The sequence below is a fragment of the Flavobacterium chungangensis genome, assembly GCF_042654045.1.
GTDB lineage: Bacteria > Bacteroidota > Bacteroidia > Flavobacteriales > Flavobacteriaceae > Flavobacterium > Flavobacterium chungangensis.
Genome location: NZ_JBHSFY010000012.1, coordinates 114,398 through 133,357, shown reverse-complemented (window position 1 = coordinate 133,357; position 18,960 = coordinate 114,398). Strand labels below are relative to the sequence as shown.

General features: G+C 42.6%; 19 protein-coding genes. 1 reads left to right on the top strand and 18 read right to left on the bottom strand.

The features are described from left to right. Positions 1-13: 13 nt before the first annotated feature. The 13 genes from ACFO3N_RS18175 to ACFO3N_RS18115 all read right to left on the bottom strand — a co-directional run bounded on the left by ACFO3N_RS18175 (position 14) and on the right by ACFO3N_RS18115 (position 10,672). The gene (locus tag ACFO3N_RS18175; RefSeq protein WP_149207757.1) at positions 14-1,456 is read right to left on the bottom strand and encodes a c-type cytochrome; all 1,443 of its coding nucleotides are present in this window, start codon (positions 1,454-1,456) and stop codon (positions 14-16) included. Between the two features lie 435 nt (positions 1,457-1,891). After that, positions 1,892-2,251, bottom strand: coding sequence for a winged helix-turn-helix transcriptional regulator (locus ACFO3N_RS18170; RefSeq protein ID WP_149207758.1), 360 nt, complete (start codon positions 2,249-2,251; stop codon positions 1,892-1,894). Between the two features lie 123 nt (positions 2,252-2,374). Further along, positions 2,375-2,683 (bottom strand): YHS domain-containing protein, encoded by a 309-nt coding sequence (locus tag ACFO3N_RS18165; protein WP_379800097.1) that lies wholly within the window; start codon positions 2,681-2,683, stop codon positions 2,375-2,377. Between the two features lie 10 nt (positions 2,684-2,693). Beyond that, positions 2,694-3,332, bottom strand: a complete 639-nt coding sequence (locus tag ACFO3N_RS18160) for a superoxide dismutase (protein ID WP_223121616.1) — start codon at positions 3,330-3,332, stop codon at positions 2,694-2,696. A 49-nt stretch (positions 3,333-3,381) separates the two neighbouring features. Beyond that, entirely contained in the window at positions 3,382-4,248 is an 867-nt protein-coding gene (locus ACFO3N_RS18155) for a helix-turn-helix domain-containing protein (RefSeq protein ID WP_379800095.1), read from the bottom strand. Between the two features lie 41 nt (positions 4,249-4,289). Next, a complete protein-coding gene (locus tag ACFO3N_RS18150) occupies positions 4,290-4,664 on the bottom strand; it encodes a hypothetical protein (RefSeq protein ID WP_379800093.1) in 375 nt (124 codons plus the stop codon). Between the two features lie 10 nt (positions 4,665-4,674). Then, on the bottom strand, positions 4,675-5,289 hold the full coding sequence (locus ACFO3N_RS18145) for an SCO family protein (RefSeq protein ID WP_379800091.1): 615 nt from the start codon (positions 5,287-5,289) through the stop codon (positions 4,675-4,677). Positions 5,290-5,349: 60 nt separating this feature from the next. Next, entirely contained in the window at positions 5,350-6,282 is a 933-nt protein-coding gene (locus ACFO3N_RS18140) for a transporter family protein (protein WP_149207763.1), read from the bottom strand. A 51-nt stretch (positions 6,283-6,333) separates the two neighbouring features. Beyond that, complete coding sequence (locus tag ACFO3N_RS18135) at positions 6,334-7,395, bottom strand: cytochrome-c peroxidase (protein ID WP_379800089.1); 1,062 nt, start codon at positions 7,393-7,395, stop codon at positions 6,334-6,336. 3 nt (positions 7,396-7,398) lie between these two features. Further along, positions 7,399-8,184: an MbnP family protein gene (locus ACFO3N_RS18130; protein ID WP_379800087.1), complete on the bottom strand. Its 786-nt coding sequence runs from the start codon at positions 8,182-8,184 to the stop codon at positions 7,399-7,401. Positions 8,185-8,205: 21 nt separating this feature from the next. Continuing rightward, positions 8,206-9,249 (bottom strand): cytochrome-c peroxidase, encoded by a 1,044-nt coding sequence (locus ACFO3N_RS18125; protein WP_379800084.1) that lies wholly within the window; start codon positions 9,247-9,249, stop codon positions 8,206-8,208. A gap of 133 nt (positions 9,250-9,382) precedes the next feature. After that, positions 9,383-10,189, bottom strand: coding sequence for an MbnP family protein (locus tag ACFO3N_RS18120; protein ID WP_243234174.1), 807 nt, complete (start codon positions 10,187-10,189; stop codon positions 9,383-9,385). Between the two features lie 105 nt (positions 10,190-10,294). Beyond that, the gene (locus ACFO3N_RS18115) at positions 10,295-10,672 is read right to left on the bottom strand and encodes a hypothetical protein (RefSeq protein WP_149207768.1); all 378 of its coding nucleotides are present in this window, start codon (positions 10,670-10,672) and stop codon (positions 10,295-10,297) included. A 229-nt stretch (positions 10,673-10,901) separates the two neighbouring features. Between ACFO3N_RS18115 and ACFO3N_RS18110 the strand changes: the two genes are divergently transcribed. Next, positions 10,902-11,789 carry an AraC family transcriptional regulator gene (locus ACFO3N_RS18110; protein WP_379800081.1) on the top strand — a complete coding sequence of 296 codons (888 nt, stop codon included), beginning with the start codon at positions 10,902-10,904 and terminating at the stop codon, positions 11,787-11,789. A gap of 114 nt (positions 11,790-11,903) precedes the next feature. Here ACFO3N_RS18110 and ACFO3N_RS18105 read toward each other — a convergent pair whose 3' ends face one another. The 5 genes from ACFO3N_RS18105 to ACFO3N_RS18085 form a co-directional block, all read right to left on the bottom strand. Continuing rightward, positions 11,904-12,374: a hypothetical protein gene (locus ACFO3N_RS18105; RefSeq protein ID WP_379800079.1), complete on the bottom strand. Its 471-nt coding sequence runs from the start codon at positions 12,372-12,374 to the stop codon at positions 11,904-11,906. Between the two features lie 43 nt (positions 12,375-12,417). Then, a complete protein-coding gene (locus tag ACFO3N_RS18100; RefSeq protein ID WP_379800077.1) occupies positions 12,418-13,161 on the bottom strand; it encodes a phospholipase A in 744 nt (247 codons plus the stop codon). A 139-nt stretch (positions 13,162-13,300) separates the two neighbouring features. After that, positions 13,301-14,572 carry a TolC family protein gene (locus tag ACFO3N_RS18095; protein ID WP_379800075.1) on the bottom strand — a complete coding sequence of 424 codons (1,272 nt, stop codon included), beginning with the start codon at positions 14,570-14,572 and terminating at the stop codon, positions 13,301-13,303. Between the two features lie 79 nt (positions 14,573-14,651). Further along, positions 14,652-17,786, bottom strand: a complete 3,135-nt coding sequence (locus ACFO3N_RS18090; RefSeq protein ID WP_379800073.1) for an efflux RND transporter permease subunit — start codon at positions 17,784-17,786, stop codon at positions 14,652-14,654. An 18-nt stretch (positions 17,787-17,804) separates the two neighbouring features. Further along, positions 17,805-18,839 (bottom strand): efflux RND transporter periplasmic adaptor subunit, encoded by a 1,035-nt coding sequence (locus ACFO3N_RS18085; protein ID WP_379800071.1) that lies wholly within the window; start codon positions 18,837-18,839, stop codon positions 17,805-17,807. Positions 18,840-18,960: the final 121 nt, after the last annotated feature.

The following is an 18,960-nucleotide window of genomic DNA, read 5'->3' as shown; positions in this document are numbered from 1 at the left end:
TTTAAAACTTTTGTTATTTTTTATTTGCTAAAAGTGCCTCTGTATCCTGCAGTCCGCTCACCTCTACCCCTTCAGCCTGTGCCCCTTCCAGAACATCGCCTGTATCCTGAATACTGCGGATGTAGGCAGCCAGGGCTTCACTTTCCTGCTGGGTGCCCGGAAAAGGAGGCATATAGGTTCTTCCATTATGCATATTGGGGATGTAGGATGCCATGGAGTTAATATCCAGAGGCTTTCCAACTCCATACATTCGCTCAAAAACATCCACAACACTATTGACTCCCTGAGTGGTATGGCACCGGCTGCAGGCAATAGCAAAAACATTTCTGCCGGCTTCCACCTTATTCTCCGGTGTAATTTCAGTGACAGTAGTATAGGTCGCATTTTTAAGAAGCCCGTACTGCTGGTAAACGGGGTAATCTTCCTCCAGCAGTAAATTTGAATACATATAACCTCCTATTACATAAGGTTTTCGGACAAATTCACGCACCCTTTCAAAAAAGCCAAGGTATGCGAAGGCCATCACAACAGGGAACAGCACGACATAGCCCTTAAGCCATTTGGCTTTGTACAAGCCAAGTACCGCCATTATTACCGAAGATGCAATTCCAAATAGTATAAAGTATTTCATTAAATCATAGTACTTATTGAAATCCATGGTCCCTACAGCCGTACTCATATTGGCGGTCATGGCCTCGGGGATCGCACGATAGTAAATTACAGCTCCCAAAAGCGAAATCGGAGCCCAGAGAATGATCCATTTTGAAACATATTTCACAGCCTTCAGCCTTAATTGGGTTCCTTTTTTAAAGAAAAGCGTTACCAGCAGCATTCCAAAACTGCCCGCCACCAGCATGGCTGTGGGAGTCCTGAACAATAACTGCGGCAGGTAAATTGGATTGGTGAACCCATTAAACAGGCTTTTATGGGTATTCCAGTTGCCGGGATCCATCATAAATCCCAAAATAGAAACGATGATTGCCATGGTAATCCAGGAAAACAAACTCAGAAACCATCCAAAACGGATATGCAGTAATTTAGCCCTCAGAGAGCTGTTGCTGCTCTTCCATGTCAGGAAATAAATCATAATCAAAATCACCTCGGTAACAAATACGAGCCACTCTATAAACCATGCCCAGTAAAAAACACGTATCAGACTCCCAATCGATGTGGGACTGACAAGGGCAACGGAGAACCAGATACCAACTCCGGTCATAGCGCCCAATGTTGTGGTGATGATAAAAGCAACTTTCATCATATTATAGATTCTGTTGTCCCAGTCTAAATCTGTAATCTGCTCCCTGCCGCTGTTTTTTACACCTTTCTGCTCCAGCCATGTTATAAGAGGCATAAACCCTACAGCTAAACCGTGATTAATCATCACGTGAATAATGGCAATAATGGCGATAAGCATCCTATTGTTGAGCCAGTCTAAATGAAAAATTGGAAAGTCCATAAATTATTTTCTGTTTTTATTGTGCAAATTTCGCACAGTAATCCAAAATGTGCTAAAAACAAAAAAGCGGGAAGTTTAAAAAAACGTTCCTGAAACATTCGATAAAACTGCTTTTTGTATTGCATTTTATCCCTCCAAATACAGCTTTTCAATTCATTATTTTTTTCAGTTAGACCATATTTCTGTATTACAGGATCATACCTTATATTAAAGCGTTTTACTTTAAACACAACTAATTAAAAATCAATTACTTAAATACAAAATATTGCTTTTACAGCCACTACCTCTCCTATTTGCAAATTCTGCTATTTACTTCATATCAGCTGTTTAAATTTACTTTTTTTATTGTTAAACCGCTGACTACAGCAGTTACGGACAGGGCAAAACACCTACATGGAGCAGAGATGTACGGCAGCTCCTTATAAGGACATCCTGCTATTCTTCAGCTGACTTTATGAGAAAATTATTATGGCTCTTTAAATTCTCCCGGGCAAACAAATCAATTGTTTCAATGATTGGCAGTACTTTGAGTCCAAGGGGCGTCAGGGTGTATTCTACTCTGGGCGGTTTTTCAGGATATGATTTTTTACTGACCAGACTATTGGATACCAGAAAATTCAACTCCTGCAGGAGCATTTTTTCACTGATGCCCGGAATTGCCCTTCTAAGCTCACCGTAACGGATTATGCTGTGATTGATTTGAAAAAGTATCAGCAGGGTCCATTTCCCCCCCAGCAGTGCCAATGCCTTTTTTACCGGACAGCATTCATCATTAAGATCAATTATTTTTGTCATTTTTACCGTTGATTTTCTGTTTGGATTATTACTTATTTGAATTGCAAGAACTTGTAATCCCAAAATAAAAGAAGCTGAAAAGCTGAACTTTCCAGCTCCCTGATATCCTGTTTCGCCTTTTACCTACTTCTGGTTTTTTGCAAGGTATTCATCGGGTTTTTTCATAAAGCCGTCTTTGCAGACTGTCGAGCAGAAACCATATAATTTTCCTTTGTAGGTTACCGTATCACTGACACCGTATTTGCTGACATCCATATTGCAGGTAAAGTCCAGTTTACTGGCATAGGTTAATTTGTTGAGCGGGTTATTAGGATCTTTATACATGTTTTCGGATTCCATGGAATGCGGATGATCATGCGGGTGTCTTTTTTTTTCTTCCTTATTGCAGCTCAATAGGACTGCAAGGCTAAAAACTACAAGAATTTTTTTCATACTATTGAATTTACGGTTTTACAAGAGCGGAATTGTAGCGGGCACTCACCTCATTCCAGTTGATTATATTCCATACTGCCGAGAGGTAATCGGCTCGTTTGTTCTGATATTTCAAATAGTAGGCGTGCTCCCAAACATCGATGCACAATATGGGCACCCCTTTATTTTGCGCATCATCCATCAGGGGATTGTCCTGATTGGCGGTAGAACTTATCTCAAGTTTATTTTCTGCTGATACGCAAAGCCATACCCAGCCCGAGCCAAAGCGCGAGAGTGCGGCCTGGTTTAATTTCTGTTTTAAATTCTCCATGCTTCCAAATTTTTCAGTTACTGCACTTAGAAGTGCTGCAGAAGGCTTTGTGTTTTTCGCTGGTGTCAATACCGACCAGAACATCTCATGATTGTAGTGTCCTCCAGCATTGTTTCTGACTGCGGCAGGCAATGCTGATACCCTGGAGAACAATTCAGGGAGCGTCTTTTTTTCCTCTGCTGTTCCCTTCAGGGCATCATTTAAATTCTTTACATACCCTGCATGGTGCCTACTGTAATGGATTTCCATGGTCTGCGCATCAATATAAGGCTGCAGTGCATCATACGAATAAGGCAATGGCTTTTGTGTAAACTGGGCTGATGCTGAAAAGTACAGCATCAGCATTATTACTGATAAAATCTTATTTTTTAACATGTTTTCTATTTTTTTATTGATTTGATAATCTGCGGAACTGCTCGGGTGTCTTACTGGTCTGTCTTTTAAAAAAAGTAATAAAGTAGGATGCGTTTTCAAAGCCAAGCTGATCGGCAATTTCATTTATAGAATAATTGGTGAAATGGATCAGCCGCTGTGCCTCTATCACGATACGTTTCCGTATCAGGTCTCCTGCTGTATAATTGGTAACCTCCTTGCATATCTTGTTCAGGTAATTTGGCGTTACGTTAAGCAGGTCCGCATAAGCGGCCGGCATTTTTTTCAATCTAAAATCTTTGTCAATGAGCTTCTCAAATTCTTTTATCTTCTGCTGTTTAGGCGTGTTGTTTACCACAAGCCCCAGGGGGTCATAAAGCCGCTGCAGGTCAAAGAGCAGGATATTGAGATAGGATCGAAGCACTTTTACCGATCCGCTGCTGTAGAGACTGAACTCCCTGTAAAATATTTCAAGCAGGTACACCCACTTGTTTTTTTCCTCTTCACTCAGCCTTACAAATAATTTTGAGGTATCGTGAAGAAATGAAAATTGGTCTAAAATATTATTGTTATAGCGCAGGGAGAAAAAATCTTCCGTGAAACAGATAATTTTTCCTACCGCTTTCCTGTTAATATTTATACTGCTTATAAAGCGTGGCTTTATAAAGATGACCTTGGCACTATCGAGACGGATTTTCTGACTGTCAATACTAATTTCCCCTTCTGCATCATCGATAAAGAGAAGCATGAAGAAATCCTGCCTGTGAGGGTATTCCAGTAAGGGAAACCGCTGCAGCAGGTTAGCGGTGTCGTCCATCCAGAAATGACTTTCGTCCCCTGTGAACAAACGCAGGCTGTGGTCTGGTATTTCTGATATTTGCATTTTTTTAATTATATGATATGATTAATACTAAAACGAGAGTATTAATCCCATCTGGGAGGATGGTAAATCGAAAAAACACAACTGGGCTTCTGAGGGCCGGCCTGCAGCACCGGATACTTTTTTTTAAATAAAAAGCATGCCGCCTTGAATACAAACTGGTCGGGATGCTGTAAAAACAGCTGCACTTCCTTATATGTTACCGTTGGGAATTTCTGCTGCTGCTTGTCCTCCTGTGCTTTTAGTTTTTCCTCCAGATAGCATTTTCCGTTACAAATCGGAATGGCGTCAAACCTGTTGATGCAGATGTTTTTAGCAATATAATCCTGATTGATGTAAAAATCACCAATAATCCAGATACTCCCGGCATTTTGAAACGCCAGCAGCATGAGAATAAATAAAGTGACACATTTTTTCATCAGTGGACTATTAGTGGTTTGAACTTTCTTCTAAAAGGACTTTTACATCGGCAATCAGCCTTTGGGTTTCCTTTGGATTTGTCCCGTCATAAACCCCGCGTACGTGCCTGTTTTTATCAACAAGCAGAAATCCGCCGCTATGGACGAAACCTCCCGGCTCATTTTCATCTGGATATGCAGTTGCAAAATAGCTCTCTGTTGCAATTTTATAAATGCTGTCCCTGTTTCCGGTCACAAAATGCCAGTTCTTTTTTATATCGTGCTCAACCGTATAGGCCTTAAGACGCGGTATGGTATCATTCTCAGGATCTATGGTATGGGAGAGAAACAATACCTCATTATTGGTTTTGTATGCATCATACACTTTTTTGAGCTGCACATTCATTTTCGGGCAGATCGAAGGGCATGAAAGGAAAATAAAATCCGCTATGTAAATCTTGCCGTCAAAAGTATTGTTGCTGATCTTCAGGCTGTCCTGATTGGTAAAGGAAAAATCTTTTATACGCGGGTATTCCATATGATTTCCTCTCATTACGGGATTTCCCAATATTGGAAGTTTCTCCTGTGCTTTCTCGCATGATATCACTAAAAGACAGTGTATCATTATCAAAACTATTTTTTTCATTTTTTTTGTTTTCGTGTTTACTGCGGATAGATCATTTGATAAACCTATCGGTTATTTTTTTTATAATGTATAATTCAGATTGACACTCCATCTGTAATTAGCTTCCATTTTACCCGATGATAAATTTTGATTGATTGGAAGCATGGCATTTACACCGATGGAAAACTTATCTTTTCCGGCTTCAAAACCGAATTTGCCAAAGAGGATATCTCCGGCCGTATTGGGCAGATCAAGTCCGTGCTGTTTGTTGGTTTGGTAAACCTCGCCGGCCAGACCTGCCTGAGGCACTATCTGCACCGCATTGAAATCGAACAGATAAAACAGTGTAGCGGCATAATTGAACTGGTCACCGTACTGATATTCTTTTTTATTCTCTGTTTTGAAGACGTAATTCAATGTCGTATTCATACCTAAATCTTTTCTGCTGATGACATATTCGGAAACCACTGAATAGTCCCAGCTTCCGGTTCCGAGCTGAAAACTCTGATTTATGCTTCCCAGATTATTGGCCTGGGTAAACTGACCCGTTGGAATCTTTACACCTGCCCCGACATTTACCTTATGGGTGAAAACCGCACTGTCTTTTTTTGTTTCGAAAACACTATAGAGTCCCATCAGGGTAATATCTCCCAAACCCGAAATACGCTCTGTCCCTGTGGTTAATTCCCTCTGGTGAAAGTGATAGGGCACCAGTGCCGAAATCTGGATTTTATTGGTCAGCGGAATTCTGGCCCAGGCCTGAACCGTATTGAAATTTTCATCTATCCAGGGTGAATTGGCAAAGATTCCGTCGCGGCTTGTGTAGCTCTGTCTGAAATACCGCACACCCGCAAAATTGTTATTAAGCATAGAACTAAAACCCATACTGCCTCCGCTGGCCGAACACCCGCAGGCATCACAATCAAAATCTTCCATTGCCGCCAGGCGCTGAAAAGTAAAAGACGAGATGCTGTCTTTTGGAGGCAGACCGAACATCTTCGATGAAAGGAACATGGTGGCCAGTACTACTATTTTAATTATTATTTTTATCATTTATTTACCATTTTATAATTCTGAAAACCGGCTGCTGCTCAGGAATTCATAATCGGTGAGTGTCTTCAAAAAAGAAATCAATTGTGTTTTTTCCTCCTCGGAAAGTGCAATTCCCAATTTTCCATTTTTTTTCAAAAGAGGATCTAACGTAGGGGAATCCAAAATACCGCTGTTGTAATGCTCCATTACCTGCTGCAGTGTTGTAAACCGCCCGTCGTGCATGTAAGGGCCTGTTTTTTCCACATTACGCAGCGTTGGTGTCCTAAACTTCCCTAAATCCCCTGAACTGCCGGTAATCCTCGCTCTTCCTCTTTTGAGCATCAGCTCGGTATCATCATCAAAATCATCATCGATTCCGTTGTTATGGTACAGATTATCGGTCATTAAAGGTCCTGCGTGGCAGGTAAAACAAAATTGTTCTGCCAGCTGCAGTCCTTTGAGTTCGTTTTGATCTAAGCTGCCTCCTGATTCTTTACGAACATACTTGTCATATCTGGAATTTCCGGAGATTAATGTTCGCTCGAACTGCGCAATAGCTTTTACGATATCAGCCTGATTAATGGCTTTCCCAAATGCCTTTTCAAACATCCTGGGATAAGACGCATCTGCATTGAGCTCCTCAAGCAATTCTTCCAGATTCTGGTGCATTTCATCAGCGTGTGCCAGCGGGGCAAAAGCCTGTGATTCCAAATTATTAGAACCGCCATCCCAAAACAGGCCATTATCTGCCCAGGCCAGATTGATCAGCGCGGGAGAGTTTCGCTCCAGGGCATTTCCTGAAATCCCTTCCCTTGTAAGAGCAAACCCGTCCGAGAAAGCCAGACTCTGCTGATGGCAGGTCGCACATGCCACCTGATTATTACCCGAGAGCCTTTTGTCAAAGAACAGTTTTCTGCCAAGGGCAATCCCATCGGCCGACAAAGGATTTGTTTTAGAATCCACAAAATGCGGAAAATTATCAGGAACCCCTGCCAGAGGCAATGGTTCCTGATAGGAGTCATTGGTGTCACTGCAGGAAAAGGCAAACAAAGCCGCTGTTACAATACTCCCTATTTTTATTTTCCTGTACAGCATTACCTATTCTACACTTTTAACCGTAAAGACAGTATTCTTGTAATTGTCTGCTACTTTAGCCATCAGTTCAGGTGTTTTAGCCGATACTTTCGGACTTGCAACCAGATCAATATCTTTTACAATTTTTTCAACATCTACATTAAGATTTATTTTTGAAGATCTGCCGGCGCTTACCACCAAAGCCGTCGGCAGTGTAATTTCAACTGTCCTGTAGTTGGTATTCAAACCTGTTTCCACAGCGATGGCAACGGGAGTCTGCGGCGTCATATTTTTTCCTGTCAAACTCGAGAAAATATAACTCGTATGCCACATCCAGGAGATATTGGTCATGCCGTTAAGCTGTGAGAGTTCACCATCCTGAATGCTCATATTATCATTATGAAGCGCATCAACCCCAACCGAGAAAATAAGTTTTGTATAGGATCCTGACGGCACGTCTTTTAACTCAACAGCTTCCCTTTTTTGAGCAGGATAGGTATACTTGCCCTCCTGAACTTTAATTTCCGTAGTTTCCTCGATCAGGAAAAAAGAATTTGAAAGCGCATAGGTTTCATTTTTATCACTAACCAGTTTAACATCGCTGACCCAGTAGCGCAGATGGTCGAATTGATAGGACTGCCCTGAAATGGCAAAAGGCGTATTTAAGGCAAAATCTGCCGTTCCTACTTTTGAATCAAAATTGATCTGTGTAGTCCCTTCAGCAGCTGCCGAGGGAGCTTCATCGCTTGAACATGAATTAAGCAAAATCAGGGCAGTAAGGGCCAGTGTAAAATTTTTAAAGTTTTTCATTTTTTATAATCAATTAAATTTTTAAAATTCCGAAAATCGTTTATCGGTTAAATATTGTGTATCGGTGAGAGTTTTCAAAAAGGCAATAATCTGCTTTTTTTCGCTTTGGGACAGTGCTATGCCCAGTTTTCCGTCCTTTTTCAAAAGAGGGTCCAATGTCTGGGAATCCACAATCCCCGATTCATAATGATTCAGGACAGCTTCAAGGGTGCCAAAACGCCCGTCATGCATATAGGGTGCGGTAACCTCGACATTGCGAAGGCTCTGTACCTTGAACTTGTAATAGTCCGAGGCTTTTTCAGTTACTTTATAACGTCCAACGTCATTCACTTTTGGGTTGACTGCCAGCCCGTTATTGCGAAAGGAGTTGTCGGTCATTAAATCCGTTGCATGGCAGGAAGCGCAGTTGGTCTTGAAAAGCTCGTATCCTGCGGATTCATCAGCTGTCAGGGTGCCCCCGGCTTCACTCCGCCTGAACTTATCGAATTTTGAATTGGAGGATACCATCATGACCATGAACTGCGAGAGTGCCTTTAACATGTTCTCAGTAGTAATGGCTTTATCTTCAAAAGCCTGCGAGAAAAGTTTCTGGTATTCCTTATCGCCTTTCATCATGGCCAGGATTGCATTAAGGTCCCCATTCATTTCAATTATACTGGTCAGGGGAATAATGGGCTGCAGATCCAGATTATCAGCTGTCCCGTCATACATGAAAATGGGCTGAAATGCCATATTTTGAATCGGCGGCGCATTACGCGTGCCTGTTGCGTTATCCACGCCGTGGCTTACCGTATGCCCGTGATGGGTAAAGGCATTGGCCTGCAGGTGGCAGAAACCACACGATACCAATCCATCTGAAGCCAGTCTTCCATCGTAGAAAAGTTTTTTTCCTAATTCAAAACCTTTTTCAGTGGGTTTGTTTCCTTCGATGTTATAGGCAGCAGACGGAAAGTTAGAGGGTATCGTAAAATCCAGCGGAACATTGACATACTGTTTTTCTTCACTATCAGAACAGCTTATCAAAAGGGGAACCACTAAACAAAGAAAATATCTTAATTTCAACATATCTTTAAGTTTAAAAGCAGGTATCAATTCAGCGTACATCAAAACAGCGGGAACTCCCTGGTCGGCATAAATGCAGTCAGAGGAGGTTTTCCGCGAAAAAATGGTGAATTAATTCCTGGTTACTGTTAAGTATTTAGTCGTTGTGCACGTGGTCTATCCTGAACATTTTTGAAATGTTAGTCGTGATTTTAGGCAAAGCTTCCCCGCCCATGATCATAGCCCCCATTCCCACTTCATTGTAGTCTGACAGCTTTATGGTATTCTCCCCGTCAAGGATTTTATACAGATCGGCAACGATATGCACAGCGGGCGTAATATTGCTTCTTACGAGCGCTTTTACAGGCAGGTCCAGCGTTACTTCGGTATAATTATACGCGCCTCCGATTTGTCCGGTATGAATCATAAAGGAAGAGGGAGAGTCCACTGTCGGGGAAGTAAAAGTGCCTTCGAAAGCGAGATATTTGTAACCCGCCGACCAGCTCCAGAGTAAATCTTTGGCCTGAGCCCTGGCAAGAAAATCACCCTGGCCGGCAGCGCCTAGCTGCCACTGTTCCTTATCGACTCCAATTCCAAATTTTACTTTGGTATAATCGCCGGCCGGAACATCAGTAAGGTCAAACTGATAGCCAGACGCAGGATCATCTTCATCGGCTATAAAATAGCTTTTCATCTTTGGATAGGTAAAAACAGTCCCGTCGGATTTGGTCAGTACAATATTGCTTACGATGTAGCGCACCACATTTACCTTGAGTTTTTCATTATGTGCCGTCGTATTGGTCTGTGTGTCCAGAATAAGGTCATTACCGTTAAAGGAATTATCAAACTTGAGTCCTATTTTTCCCGTTTCGCCTGTTGTATCGGTCTGGTCCTGATCACTTGAACATGAGGTAATAAAAGCGCATAAGGCTACTATTACCGCTTTGTATAGTATCTTTTTCATTGGTATTTTATAAAAATTAAATTAGTTCAGAGCAGGAATGCTCCAATCACTGCGCAAAGCGCAATGAGAATCGTCCCAATGATAAATTGGGAAAAGAATTTAAATTTATAAAATACCGGCGGGCGGGCGGAAAGTAAGGGAGGAAACCCCTACAGGCGTGCTGCCTACAAAAGCAAAGGCCTTTTGGGGCGTATCGTTGACAGGAATGAAAGCAAAGTTTACTTCAGAGAAAATACAGATATAGACAAGCTCTAATTTTTCCTTCAGGCTGTCCTGCATCTGCTTTTCGTTATCGGAATATTTTTTAAGGCTTTTCTGGAGTTCACAACGGCCGTTACAGGAATTAAAAATCTGCTTGCGCTGTACGCAGATGGTTCTGGCAATTTCCTGCTGGTTTATTTTAAAAGAAAGGTAAACAAACATGCTTCCCATGGAGGGAAGAAAAATAAGACCACACAGCAATATGATAATATATTTTTTCAAAAATGTTTGTTTGCTTAGAAATGCAAAAATACACTAATTTTGTTTTTATTCTGAAGAAACTTCTTGTTTTATTAAACAAAAAACACTCCGGGCCCTGCTGCATCGATTAAACGAAAAGCAAAATTACAAGGCCGTTAGAGGTTTTAGTTTTAAACTGCATAACACAAGACTGTTTTTTACAGCGGTCAGATAAACGATTCCAATTAAATTTTATCTTTACAAAAAAGCCTTGAAAGAAAACATTAAGAAAAACTCCATTAACGATATCCTTGAAGCATTAGGCGACACGCCTCAGGCAGATGAACTTTATATCTATATCAGTAAGGAAAATATCCACGAAAACCCTTTTCCCTATCCTTTCCGCTCGGACAGCTACACGATTCTGATCATATTGTCAGGCAGTGCCAAGATCCAGTTCAATTTAATGCAGTACAATCTCCAGCCCGATGATATTGTCCTTATTTCTCCCCATACTGTGACCCATATAATTGAAATCGAAAGCAGTATGTCCCTTATAGGAGTCACCTTCACGCTGAATTTTGCATTAAGCCACAGCCTTAACCGCACTGAGGTAAATGCCTTTGAGTTTTTTGCTTCAAAGAATGCCCTGAACCTAAAATTAAAAAAAGAGGAAATAGAGGGTCTTGTCAAACTGGCTTATCTGCTGCATGAAAAGAATACAGCTGCAAGTGCATTTTATGGAAAGGAGCTTTTAACGCACAGTTTCAATTTGTTAATGTATCAGGTTGCCGCCATATACAGGGAAAGGTATGATGAGATTATTACTAAAATGACCCGTAAGGAAGAACTCACTTCCAAATTTATAAAACTGCTGGAGGAAAACTTCAAAAAGCAAAGAAAGGTGCAGTTCTATTCCGAAAACCTGAACATGACTGCGGGTAACCTCTCCAAGGTGCTCAAGGAGGTATCAGGGAGGACAACCGGGGAACTCATAGATGCAGCCATTATAACGGAAGCCTGCATTCTGCTGGCCAATCCCGCATTAAGCATTTCCCAAATATCGGACGAACTGAATTTCAGCGACCAGTCTTTCTTTGGCAAGTTTTTCAAAAAGCATATCCATTTATCTCCTTCAGAATACCGGAGAAAGACATAAAATATTTTTATGGTGTCCGCCCTGAAAAAAAGACACTGCTACATTGCAGTCCAGCACCGGTTTTCTTTGTGCTGCAGGCCTATCCAATAAAACAGGCACTGCAATCCATCTTCGTTACTGCCCATAGTCATTATTGTCCCCATACTGATGCGCACTGTCAAAAACAAATCCATCAGCATCAAATTCTATGGGGATTTCAGGCATAAAGTACGAAATTCCCATATAGCTTGCCACAACCCCCTCACCCTGTATCAATTTACCGTTTCTGTGCAGGAAAATGATCGGGCTTATGACCTTGCTTCCGCCATAGCTGATGTAGCGAAATTTTCCCCTTAGAGTGTCCCCGGATATCTGTCCTTCCACGGCTCCAGAATCTTTCATGGACCTGCTGCCGTAATAAACTTGATAGCTGCCGTAAAATCTCTTCTCATAAACTGTAATCTGCAGAAATGCAGTGTCCCTTCCTCTTACCGCCGTGTAAAAAGTTTTTTTCTGCTTTACATTATCACAGCCGGTTATTAAAATCAAAAGAGCAAGCATGCAGATCCAATGAAAATGCTGTTTGAATACTTGAAATTTTATCATGATATTTTAAAAATTATATGTTACTTATTAGAACAATGCAGGATCAGTAGAAACGATAAAATGTTGGCTTGATAATGAAGCCTACCCTGAGCATGCCCCTTTCCGACTTAAAATCAATAAGGCTCTCGCTGTACCCCTGCCACCACTGCAGGGTTATCAGCTGATTGGCTTTTTTGGAAATACGGTAGCTGACACCGGTATTTACGCTTCCTTTAAAATCCCAGTCAGCCCCCTTTCTCAGGGTCAGGTCAAAAAACAGCCTGTCTTTCCCCAGCACCCATTGGAGGTGTCCTTCCCCATAGCCTATATATCTGGGCAGAGAGGGATTGTTGTCAATCAGAAAAGGCATCCATGCCTTAAGGCTGAGAATCAGCCTGGGTGAAAATATCCTTGTAAAGCCCAGAGAGACCGTATTGAGGCTGCGGGAATAAATACTGTCCCGCCCATTGGATTCATGCTCAAGACCCAGTATCAGCACTCCAAAAAAACGCTTATCCTTAAATACCGGTTTGAGCAACATCAGACCAGGATTATAATTGCTTTCTTCAAACGGGCTTGATGCCTTGTATACCTTCCAGAATGATTTCTGGGTATAGGTCAGGTACGGATAAAAGCCGCCGGAAGGCTTATTGGATAAGCGCTGTTTAAAACTGAACTGGAATTTTGCATCCATGGTGTTTCTGGAAGGTGTTTCTCCAAGATCGACCCCTGTTACAAAATAATTGTCTTTATATATGGAAAATGCGGGCAGTCCGGTAATTATTTTCTCGATAGAATCCTTGTCCATTGGAATTTGTGCATGCCCGCATGCGCATAAAATTAACAGCAGAAAAAAACATTTTTGTCTCATCTCCAGACCAGATTAATTGCGAGGGAAAAGCACTGCTGCTGAGCAGGCACATCATTATTTTGTTTTTTAAGCATCATCAATATTCCCCGATTGCTTTTTTGTAGGCCGCTTCTGCTGTTCTGCATCCCGTCTTTGCATCAATCACATCTGAATATGCCTTCTGCCAGAGTACCTGTGCTTCTAAAACATCTTCCCCCAATACTGTTCCCGCATCAAAACGGTCCTGATTTAACCGCAGATTCTCCTGGGACTGCTGCAGTGATTTTTTACTCAGTTCGATTTGTATGACAGACTGGTTGAGCATCAGCCAGGCATTCTGAATCTCGATACCCAGCAGTTCTTTTGTCTGTTCCAGTTCAATTTTTCTTGCTTCGGTCTGAAATCCCTGTTCCTTGACTTTCTGCTTTCTTGCTCCCCAGTCAAGTATTGGAACTGAGAGTGTGACCAGACCCACAAAAGCAGCCATATCATCGCTCCCATCAGAAAAATTGATTTTTTTTCCGTAAGAAGCCAGACCGTTTGCGCTTACTGCCAATGTTGGTTTTTGGTCCCCTTGAAGTAATTCCCCTTTATACTGCTGGATTTCAACTGCCTTATTGAGCATGCCGATTTCCGGGCGCCTTTCCACTGCTGTTTTGATATCCGACTGTCTTACCAGAGCCGCCTCATCGCCCAAATCCCCTTTAATATCAAAATTCGCATCATACTGCCCTGTAATCTGTGCAAGATTCAATTTAGCCATCGCCAGTCCGTCATTTGCCTTTGTCAAATCCAGTATCGCCTGGTTCTCCTGCACCTCCACTTTGAGAAGGTCATTTTTGTAAATAAGCCCTGCATCAAAAGAATTCTGAAGATCTTTTTTCAGCGCATTTAAAAGTTTCAGGTATTGCTGCGCCAGAGCCGTTTTTTCTTTTAAACTGACCACCTGCCAAAAAGCCGTTTCGGCACTCAGCATCACCTCATCTTCAGTGAGCTCTTTCTGGGAGGTCTGCAGATCAACTGCAGAACCTGTCATTTTTTTTGCGGTCTGAATTTTATTCCCTGCATAAATAACCTGCGTCAATGCCAAAGACCCGTTTGCACTGTATTCGGGAAGCAGTGTTTTAAAAGGATCCGAGAGATAAAGACCAAAAACGCTGGCATCAATTGTCGGTTTTGAGGCCGCTTTTGCCGATGCATTGGCTGCTTTTGAGGCATTGATATCGCTTTGGGCTTTTTTGAGCCTCTTGTTGTTCTCCAAAGCCCTGCTTTTTACTTCCTGGAGTGAAAGCTGCTGCTGGGCGTGAATATATCCTGATGCTAAGATCAGTAAGACTAATAAAAATATTTTTTTTTGTTTTCTTTTCATCTCTATTGCTTTTTAATGCTTTCCTGCTGTATGCTGATTCTCAGTTCCGATCCAGCAGGAAGCTCAACTTTTATATATATCAGTGCGCCGGCTTATACATTACCTCATCTTCACCGTCAGGCTGCTGTTCAGGCGCTTCATCGGGAATTATGGGATTATTCAAAAATTTGTAATACATCACCGGAACTACAAACAGGGTGAGTATCATTGAGAAGATCAGTCCAAAAGCCAGCACGCTTCCCAGCGGCGCCCACATAGGCGACTTTCCGGCAATCATCGGCACTACCCCCACTGCTGCTGCTGCTGAAGTAAGAAAAATAGGCCTCATTCTTCTTTTTGCCGCCGCTATTGCCGCTGCTTTATGTTTGTAGCCATGATCCCTGATCAGCTCATCGGCATAATCGACCAGTATAATCCCGTTGCGCACCACAATTCCGATCAGGCTTATGATCCCCATAAATCCGGTCATTCCCAGCGGATTTCCTGTTACAAGAAGCCCTAAAAAGGCCCCGAAGAGGCTCAGCAGGAATGTGCAGAGCACAATGAGCGATTTTCCAAGACTCTTAAACTGAAAGAGCAGTGTCAGAAAAATCAGAATAAGGCTTACTCCGAGAGATACTCCCATACGCGGTGCATTTTCACCGCTTGACTCTGCATCGCCGCCGTATTGTATGGTGGTTCCCGGCGGAAGCTTAAGGGCCTCTATTTCGGGCTGGATTTCCTGAAGAATCCGGGACGGCTTTCTGCCTAACTGTGCCTCGGAATACACACTGAGCATCTTCAGTCCGTTTCTTCTGAGCAGCATTCCGGTATGCCATTGCGGCTCGAGTGCCGCCACCGCCTTAAGGGGCACTTTTGTCCCATAGCGGCTGGTGACATGCAGGTTTTCCAATGCAGAAAGGTCTTTTCTGCTCTTCTCATCAAAACGAAGAAATATATCCACTGTCTTATCCCCTTCCCATAATGTAGAAATGGAATACCCTTTTAAACCTGCCCCTAAAGTCTGGGTGATTGCCTGAGTACTTATCCCTAGGCGATTGGCTTTGGGATGGTCTACGTTGAGTTTCACCCCCATGTAGTCGTATTCACTGCTTAAACGGACATAATTGACTCCCTGAGTCTTTTCTAAAATATCCTTAATCTGCAGGGCTGTCCGCTTCTGGTCGGTCTCATTTTCACTGATCACCCTGATATCAATCGGAGCACCTTCCTGAAAGCTCAGCTGTTTGATTTTCACAGCGCCGTCCTGCATGAATCCTTTTAGTTTCTTTAGATACTCTGCTGCCATTTCGTTGGTGGCATCACTATCGATTGTAGTGATAAAGACCTGCGCAAAATGTTTTCTTGGAGTTTCAGGAGCGTATGAGGTATGGAAACGGGGGGAACTCATCCCGATAAAACTCGTAACATCCACAACACGTTTATCCTGCTTTAATATTTTTTCAAGATCCTTTACTTTTTCTTGAGTTTTTTCCAATGAGGCGCCGTTGGGCATCCAGATTTCCATATTAAACTGGTTTCGCTCGCTTAAAGGAAAAAACTCTGAATCCACTTTGGTGGCTATAAAAAGCGCGGCAGCCACGGAGAGCACTCCAAGACCAATGGTTGTTTTTGGGTTTCGAAACGCCGCTTCGACCCCTTTATCAAAAACAGACTGCAGATGATCGAGCAGATTTTTCTTCAGGGGCCTGTCGCTTACTTTGTGCTTTAGTCCTTTTTTAATAAACACGTAACAGGTGTACGGGGTAAAGAGCAGGGCAACAAGCATTGACACAATCAGAGCAATGGCAACTGTAACGGGCAGATAGAACATAAAATCTTTGGCAATGCCATCCATGAAAATGGCCAGGGGCAGGAATGCAAATATGATGGCCAGTGTTGCGGTAAAAATAGGAACCATCAACTGCTTGGCTGCCTGCCAGGCGCCGGTCCAGGGCTGCACGCCTTCATCTAGTTTTTCAATATAATTATCCACCACCACTATTGCATTATCCACGACCATTCCCAGGACGATAATAAGCGCGGCGAGTGTCACCTGATGCAGTTCCACGCCCATCATATTCATAAAAGCAAATGTTATGAGCATTGAAATCGGAGCCGCTGCCGATGCGACCACCGCGATGCGGAATGGCAGCAGCAGCATCACCACCAAAAGCACTGAGGCAATAGCCAGACCAAATTCCTTCATGAAATGATTGATGCTGTGCTCCACATCCTTGGGCTGGTTGACAATGGTTTTCATCTTAATGTCGGGCGGGAATGTTTTTTGTATGGCACTTATTTTTGCTTCCACTTCCTGGCCAAATGCCACAATATTGTTTCCCGGCAGCATATCTACCGACAATACCATTGCTTTTTCTTCGCCGATGCGCACAAATGATGACTTTTCTTCAAAACGTCTTTCAATCCGGGCGACATCTTTCAAGCGCACTACGGTTCCTGAAGGGGTGGTGTACACAATCTGAGAGGCTATATCATTCTCATCCTTGTAGCGGCTGTTGGTGTAAACAGGCACAATATTATTGGATCCCATAGAAACCTCCCCTGTATATCCGGTAATATTCTGGCGCTGCAGGACTGCCATCAGTGCGCCTGCATCTAAACCATACTGCTGGAGTCTTCTGTCATCTATCTTAACATAAATCTGCTGGCGCTGGCCTCCTGAACGATTGATTTTAGAGACCATAGGAATCACTTTGAGACCGTCTTCAAGTTTGTCCAGATATTTTTCAATCTCGGCATAAGAACGTTCTTTTGATGATACCGAAATAATCATGGCCGTTACATCTGCAAAATTGCTGTTGATAAACGGTCCTATGACACCCTGTGGAAGTTTGGAGCGAAGATTGGCATCCATATCAAGCTGCAGGGTATGCCAGAACTTTTTGCGGTCCTGCACTGTAGTATAAATTTCAGTTGTTATAAAAACCTGCCCTTCACGAACCTCGGACTTCACTTTTTTCTTCTTGATTTCCTCAAATGAAAACAAGTACTGTTCTATTTTTTTGGCGACCTCTTCTTCTACCTGATGTTCATCTGCACCCGGATAAACTGCATAAACCAAAGCAGTGGGCATGTCTATTCTGGGATTTTCACTTCGGGGCATGTTCAGCAAGGAATTAACCCCCATAATCATCAGAAGCACAACAAGCACAATGACCACCTGTTTATGTTTCATTGCCGCTTCCAAAAAGTGTATGTTACGCTTTGTCATCTTTTAAATATTATTAGATTAAAATTTGACAGGTGTCCCGTCTTGTAAGTTGGTCTGTCCCTTTACGATAAGCTTCTCGCCTGCCTGCAGGCCCTCTGTGACAACAACCTCATTTGATCCTGTCATTTTGGATATATTTACCCTTTTTTTGAAAGCCGTATTGTCTGCTTTTGCAGTAAATACATAGTTAATATTGTCATGATCCCGCACCACTGCGTGTGCAGGTATAATTACGGCATTCTGGCTTTTTCCTGAATTGATGCTGATATCGGCAATCATTCCCGGCAGCAGTATTCCCCCGGGATTATCAAGACGTATCTTTACATTGTAGGTTTTGGAGAAATCATCTGCCTGAGGGTTGATTATAGCCACCCTTGCATCAATGTTTTTATTCAGCGAAGGAATTGTGATTTTTGCCTGCGCCCCAATTCTCAGTGTACTGATCTCGTTTTCATTAATAGAGGCAACGGCATATACCCTATCTGTTTTCACAATGGTAAAGGCAGGGATTCCCGGTGCCGCCGTTGCCCCTGCTTCTGTTAATTTTCGGGTAATGATCCCCGAGAAGGAAGCATATAATCTGGTATCATTCAGATTTTTTAATGCAGTTTCCTTATTGGCCTGTGCCTGTGCCAGTGCTGTTTTTGCTGCAATGTAGTCACGCTCGGGAAGACTTCCTTTTTTATAAAGCTGGTCCAGACGGCTGAAGTTATCCTTTGCCTGTTCAAGACCGGCACCTGCGACAGTCAGATTGTTTTTGTAGGCGTTCTGCTCAATTGCGGCCAGGAGCTGTCCTTTTGCAACATGCTGCCCTTCCTGCACCATTACGGCATTTACCCTTCCCGGTATGCTGAATCCGATAGATACGGTGTTATCCGCCTCAATGGTGCCGCTGTACTCTAAAGCCTGAGCCTGCTGTGAAACCGTTACTTCCTGAATGCTGATTTTCACCGGCTGTACTGCCTGTTCCTGATCTGTTTCCTTTTTACCGCAGCCTGAGGCCAGCAGCGTAATACTCAGAATAAAAAAAATATTCCTGTTTAACATTACCATATAATTCTCGTTTTAATTTATCATTAGTTCTTCCCAGCCCATAGAGCTGACTGGTGCAAATCTCTATAGAATGTTTAATCCTCAAAAGGTCTGTTTCATGCCGGTATTGGTCAAAAACCAA

Excerpts from the sequence above, each read along its gene's own strand:
- ACFO3N_RS18175 (WP_149207757.1), bottom strand. The coding sequence starts at position 1,456 with ATGGACTTTCCAATTTTTCATTTAGACTGGCTCAACAATAGGATGCTT.
- ACFO3N_RS18170 (WP_149207758.1), bottom strand. The coding sequence starts at position 2,251 with ATGACAAAAATAATTGATCTTAATGATGAATGCTGTCCGGTAAAAAAG.
- ACFO3N_RS18165 (WP_379800097.1), bottom strand. The coding sequence starts at position 2,683 with ATGAAAAAAATTCTTGTAGTTTTTAGCCTTGCAGTCCTATTGAGCTGC.
- ACFO3N_RS18160 (WP_223121616.1), bottom strand. The coding sequence starts at position 3,332 with ATGCTGTACTTTTCAGCATCAGCCCAGTTTACACAAAAGCCATTGCCT.
- ACFO3N_RS18155 (WP_379800095.1), bottom strand. The coding sequence starts at position 4,248 with ATGCAAATATCAGAAATACCAGACCACAGCCTGCGTTTGTTCACAGGG.
- ACFO3N_RS18150 (WP_379800093.1), bottom strand. The coding sequence starts at position 4,664 with ATGAAAAAATGTGTCACTTTATTTATTCTCATGCTGCTGGCGTTTCAA.
- ACFO3N_RS18145 (WP_379800091.1), bottom strand. The coding sequence starts at position 5,289 with ATGAAAAAAATAGTTTTGATAATGATACACTGTCTTTTAGTGATATCA.
- ACFO3N_RS18140 (WP_149207763.1), bottom strand. The coding sequence starts at position 6,282 with ATGTTCCTTTCATCGAAGATGTTCGGTCTGCCTCCAAAAGACAGCATC.
- ACFO3N_RS18135 (WP_379800089.1), bottom strand. The coding sequence starts at position 7,395 with ATGCTGTACAGGAAAATAAAAATAGGGAGTATTGTAACAGCGGCTTTG.
- ACFO3N_RS18130 (WP_379800087.1), bottom strand. The coding sequence starts at position 8,184 with ATGAAAAACTTTAAAAATTTTACACTGGCCCTTACTGCCCTGATTTTG.
- ACFO3N_RS18125 (WP_379800084.1), bottom strand. The coding sequence starts at position 9,249 with ATGTTGAAATTAAGATATTTTCTTTGTTTAGTGGTTCCCCTTTTGATA.
- ACFO3N_RS18120 (WP_243234174.1), bottom strand. The coding sequence starts at position 10,189 with ATGAAAAAGATACTATACAAAGCGGTAATAGTAGCCTTATGCGCTTTT.
- ACFO3N_RS18105 (WP_379800079.1), bottom strand. The coding sequence starts at position 12,374 with ATGATAAAATTTCAAGTATTCAAACAGCATTTTCATTGGATCTGCATG.
- ACFO3N_RS18100 (WP_379800077.1), bottom strand. The coding sequence starts at position 13,161 with ATGGACAAGGATTCTATCGAGAAAATAATTACCGGACTGCCCGCATTT.
- ACFO3N_RS18095 (WP_379800075.1), bottom strand. The coding sequence starts at position 14,572 with ATGAAAAGAAAACAAAAAAAAATATTTTTATTAGTCTTACTGATCTTA.
- ACFO3N_RS18090 (WP_379800073.1), bottom strand. The coding sequence starts at position 17,786 with ATGACAAAGCGTAACATACACTTTTTGGAAGCGGCAATGAAACATAAA.
- ACFO3N_RS18085 (WP_379800071.1), bottom strand. The coding sequence starts at position 18,839 with ATGGTAATGTTAAACAGGAATATTTTTTTTATTCTGAGTATTACGCTG.